This window comes from Vibrio sp. MMH1-50 (assembly GCF_022347645.1).
GTDB classification, from domain to species: Bacteria; Pseudomonadota; Gammaproteobacteria; order Enterobacterales; family Vibrionaceae; genus Vibrio; species Vibrio harveyi.
This window is the reverse complement of the sequence record NZ_JAKRGG010000074.1, coordinates 1-4,227: the sequence shown is the minus strand read 5'-3', so window position 1 is coordinate 4,227 and position 4,227 is coordinate 1. Positions and strand designations below refer to the sequence as shown.

Here is a 4,227-nt window from a genome sequence, read left to right as displayed (position 1 = left end):
ACCCCGTCACTTTCACTCTTAGGCTACAACCACGTACATTCAGCCTGAGAGATCCGTTGCGGAAATAACGCCCTGTTAAGGTGTGAGCAACGCAATACCGATGCCGCCGCATACCACCTTAACCACTAAACACAACGCATAGTAAAAATGCCACGCGTTGCGAATCACTCTTAAACAGTTTGTTAGTTGCCTTGGTTGAGCTGCCCTATGAGCCTTTCAGTGCTTTTTCCTAATTGGCTCACTAAACGATCTAATTTATTGTAATTAATCTTTTTCGGGTATGATTGACCCGATGCAGAAGGTAATTGGGGAGCATTGTCGATTTCTCTGAGGATGATTATCCGCAAGGAACTTAACGTTTCAAACTGTCTAGACAACTCAGGGTCATGTTTAGAATAGTGCTCGTAAATATCAAAGGCATGCTCTAAATTTGACCAAGATTCTTTTTCATTAAGCAGTTCATATTCTATATCTTTGTGTCCCTTTGAGATGCACGGAGGTGAACTCAAACTCAACTTTATAGAAACTTTAAAATGAACAGCTCTAAGGGAACGCTCCCACTTTTTACTAGATACAATCGTCTCTAGCTTACTGTCATGCTCTTTTGGTGTTTTCCAGTCATGGCGAAATATAATCAGTAAAACAAGCGTACCGAGCGTAGTCATAGCAGAGACAGCTGTGAAAAAAGCAATTATCGAGTTTATATAGTTACTCAGTTCAGGTGAATCTCCTCCACCTATTGCCACACCAATACCAAGCGTAACAACTATAACCAAAATAGATATTAAACCTAATAACAAGAACTCTATTTTAATCTTCAATGTAACCTCTATCCGATTGGCAACTAACGCCGCGTTAAGTGGTGAGCAACGCAGACCACTGCACTTAAATCATTGTGCCGTATACACTAAAGCTGAAGCAAACTAAAAATGCCAAGCGTTGAGAATCCGTCTTAAACGCTTTGTTATACGATTCTACGCACCCCATTTTTCTATGTCTTCCTCAGTTAGTAACGGAATGATATTGGGCTCTAGATCTTTACGTAAAGTAGCTACATGCGAGAGCAGTTTTAAAGACATACTTTCAAAAAGATCCAATTGTTCAGGGCTCAAACACCTTGAACTTCTATTCCTTACCGGCTGGAGCATTTGAAAATCCCCGTAAGTACGGATGGCAAATTTCATGTCAATAGCCTGAGAATCTGAATGTGCAATAAGCTGATTCCTAAGCTGGATTAAAAATTTATGTAAGGAAAGTTCGTCAGGTGACAGGACTTTTAGTGCGGTAGTAGGTAAATCGGGCACCTTAATTTGATTTCGAGAGTCATTTCCAGAGAATGGCTTACAATAAGATAAAATCATCGCATTAGTTAATGCAGAAAGAACAAGAAAATTGCCATCGAAATCAGCGTAAAGTTTGTTATTCTTAATGTAACTAACGATATCGTGAGCTTCTTTAAAGTCTGCAAATGAGATAGCAACTCGCTTGAACTGCCTCAACAAACCGTCACTTTTTCTATCCACAACAACCTCTAGTTTATTCGAATCGTATAACGCCCTGTTAAGGTGTGAGCAACGCAATACCAAAGCCGCCGCATACCACCTTAAACACTAAACGCAACGCATAGTAAAAATGCCACGCGTTGCGAATCACTCTTAAACAGTTTGTTATACATCATTTACTGTGACTTCGATAACCTGAGCTTTTGCCTGCAGAAACTCATATGCAGCTCTAGTTTTCTTTACAAAAGCTATGTCTCTAGAAAAGACGAAGTCTGCGAAACTGCCTATTGATGCATGCCCAGCATCACTCATAGCAGCAGTGAACCTTTTCTCTTTTTTCATTTTCGAATCTGGGTGATAGCCAACAATATTTAGTACATTGTATATCGATGTTATTTTTTCGAAGAGGTACATTTCTCGGTTGTAAATAGGGTTCAAGCTAATGCCGTAGAATTGCTCAATGGTGAAATTTAGCCCAACATAACCGTCAACATATTTATGTGCTTCCCATATTTGCTCAAGAACGTTTGGTGGTTCAATGTTATTGAGTTGAACAGGACCAATGCCAGTACTTTCCCTGTAATCACTCACTCCTGAGTAATTACTTTCGTCTGAAACATGCTTACGTAACTCTTGTGAGGCTTGCTTAAGTGCTTCATCATGTGACTTTTTTAGTTGTAGTGTATAAGCAGATACTTGCTTGATAATCTCAGGGGAAAATTTCTGAACTTCATCCACGCTTACCAAAGTCTGAATATGACTTAATAAATTATCAAACGCACCAATTTGCTCATTATTTATATCATCAAAAGTATCTCCGAGCCGACCACCATAGAATTTTAGTAGTGATTGAGATGTCGATTTTTCCAATTGCTCATAAACTGGCTCAGTGTTTTCGCAATAATTCCTGAACGCATCCACAGACTTCGTGATACTTATCCTTGCATCACCGGTAAATTCGAACTGGGGAGTTAGCGCTAACCTTAAATGCATAGCCTCTAGGTCATCTAATACATCCAAGTAAAGCGAACCATTTTCGCCAGTCCGTCTTATCTCCTTGAGGTTTTCGTCTGAGTATAGAATCTGGAACTTTTTCCGAAGTTCTTCTTTGAAGCTCAATGAGGGATTTTTTACTAATAAATCCAAGATATTATGATCAAGGTAAGCTGTTGGCTTTCCCTGATATGTAGGAACAGAATTTTTCACCTAGCCATCCTTTGATGTATAACGCCTTGTTAAGGTGTGAGGCACGCAATACCGATGCCGCCGCATACCACCTTAACCACTAAAATCAACGCATAGTAAAAATGCCACGCGTGCCGAATCACTCTTGAACAATTTGTTATATGCCTAGCTTTCACCTATACTCAATGCGCACCATCAATACGCATAGGATTACTTTATGAGAAACACATATAGCACACATGCACCTAAAAAGGCTACAAACCTTAGCCTAAACAGTGAGTTACTTGCCGAAGCTAAGCGCCTAAACATCAACCTATCAGCAACAATGGAAAAGGCTTTGGAAAAGGAAGTAAAACAACAATTGAAAGCCGAATGGCTAGAACAAAATGCCGAAGCTATTGAAGCTTGTAACGACTTAACTGCAAAACACGGACTATTTTCCGATTCATACCGAGTATTCTAATGGCACAATTTACGCTTTATAAAAACAACGATAAGAGCACCGCAAGCGCTTACCCATATTTTGTCGATGTCCAAAGCGAGTTGCTAGATTCACTGAATACTCGCTTGGTGATTCCCTTAACTCCTATCGAGCTGTTAGAGAAAAAAGCCCCTAGCCACCTGTGCCCTACGATCCATATTGATGAAGGTGACTTTGTGATTCTTACTCAACAAATGGCTAGTGTACCAACTAAAATCCTTACGACCCCAGTCAATGAGCTAAGCACGTTTAGAAACGAAATTATTGCTGCTATCGACTTTTTGATTACTGGCATATAACGCCCAATTAAGGTGTGAGCCACGCTACCACGACACTCAAATTGAACACCGTAAACACTAAACTAAACCCAAACCAAAAATGCCAAGCGTGGGGAATCACTCTTAAATTGTTTGTTATATTTCAGTCGTCATAAACCGAAAGATTACCAGTTCGCCAAACATCGCCATCCCATGAAAGCACGTCATCTAAGTCCTTGAGCAGAGAGTGTTGACGATAACGAGGCTCATCGTTTTTCTTATACCATTGATTAACAAGTGTTATTGGCTTTGGTAACGACAGCTTCTTTCTCTCGTTCAAAGTTGGTTGCCAGAAGTAGATTATTATGGACTCTGCCATTTCCATAAAGTAACGACTTGCATCATCAGGGTATGTTACTTCACCTAACCAGAACTCTTGTTCACGGGTGATATCATGGATTTTATGATGTGATTTAAACCTTGTAGCGTAGCTACCCTCAGTAATACCGCAATACTGAATGATAGATTCTCGTTCATACTTCAATTTGCCGGTTGCTAAATAAAGACCATTTTCTAACTCAGGTTCTTCAATGATGTCATCGTAATTGTATGGACCTCTCCACTTTACAATGATCGTAGTATGCTCGCTCATATTCAACAGTCCCCAGAAAAAATCATTATGGTACCACATACTGCCAATAAGAAATATAACGCGCAGTTAAGGTGTGAGAGACGCAGATCCACCCTAACCTAAAATAAACTCTGATAAATCCGTGCCTATTTGGGCACTAAAAACCCAATG

The 4,227-nt window shown here is 39.9% G+C and carries 6 protein-coding genes; 2 read left to right on the top strand and 4 right to left on the bottom strand.

Features of this window, described 5'->3' with window-relative positions; all coding sequences use genetic code 11:
• Positions 1-182 precede the first annotated feature (182 nt).
• The 3 genes from MHO32_RS25275 to MHO32_RS25260 all read right to left on the bottom strand — a co-directional run bounded on the left by MHO32_RS25275 (position 183) and on the right by MHO32_RS25260 (position 2,708).
• Positions 183-821: a hypothetical protein gene (locus MHO32_RS25275; protein WP_239214906.1), complete on the bottom strand. Its 639-nt coding sequence runs from the start codon at positions 819-821 to the stop codon at positions 183-185.
• 153 nt (positions 822-974) lie between these two features.
• Positions 975-1,523 carry a hypothetical protein gene (locus MHO32_RS25270; RefSeq protein ID WP_239214904.1) on the bottom strand — a complete coding sequence of 183 codons (549 nt, stop codon included), beginning with the start codon at positions 1,521-1,523 and terminating at the stop codon, positions 975-977.
• 144 nt (positions 1,524-1,667) lie between these two features.
• Positions 1,668-2,708 carry a hypothetical protein gene (locus tag MHO32_RS25260; RefSeq protein WP_239214902.1) on the bottom strand — a complete coding sequence of 347 codons (1,041 nt, stop codon included), beginning with the start codon at positions 2,706-2,708 and terminating at the stop codon, positions 1,668-1,670.
• Positions 2,709-2,904: 196 nt separating this feature from the next.
• Here MHO32_RS25260 and MHO32_RS25250 point away from each other — a divergent pair, with 196 nt between their 5' ends.
• On the top strand, positions 2,905-3,150 hold the full coding sequence (locus tag MHO32_RS25250; RefSeq protein WP_038140558.1) for a type II toxin-antitoxin system CcdA family antitoxin: 246 nt from the start codon (positions 2,905-2,907) through the stop codon (positions 3,148-3,150).
• Entirely contained in the window at positions 3,150-3,467 is a 318-nt protein-coding gene (locus tag MHO32_RS25245; protein WP_095482530.1) for a CcdB family protein, read from the top strand. The genes MHO32_RS25250 and MHO32_RS25245 overlap by 1 nt, the downstream gene beginning before the upstream one ends.
• 121 nt (positions 3,468-3,588) lie before the next feature.
• Here the strand turns inward: MHO32_RS25245 and MHO32_RS25235 are convergent, their stop codons facing one another.
• The gene (locus MHO32_RS25235) at positions 3,589-4,077 is read right to left on the bottom strand and encodes a hypothetical protein (protein ID WP_239214890.1); all 489 of its coding nucleotides are present in this window, start codon (positions 4,075-4,077) and stop codon (positions 3,589-3,591) included.
• Positions 4,078-4,227: the final 150 nt, after the last annotated feature.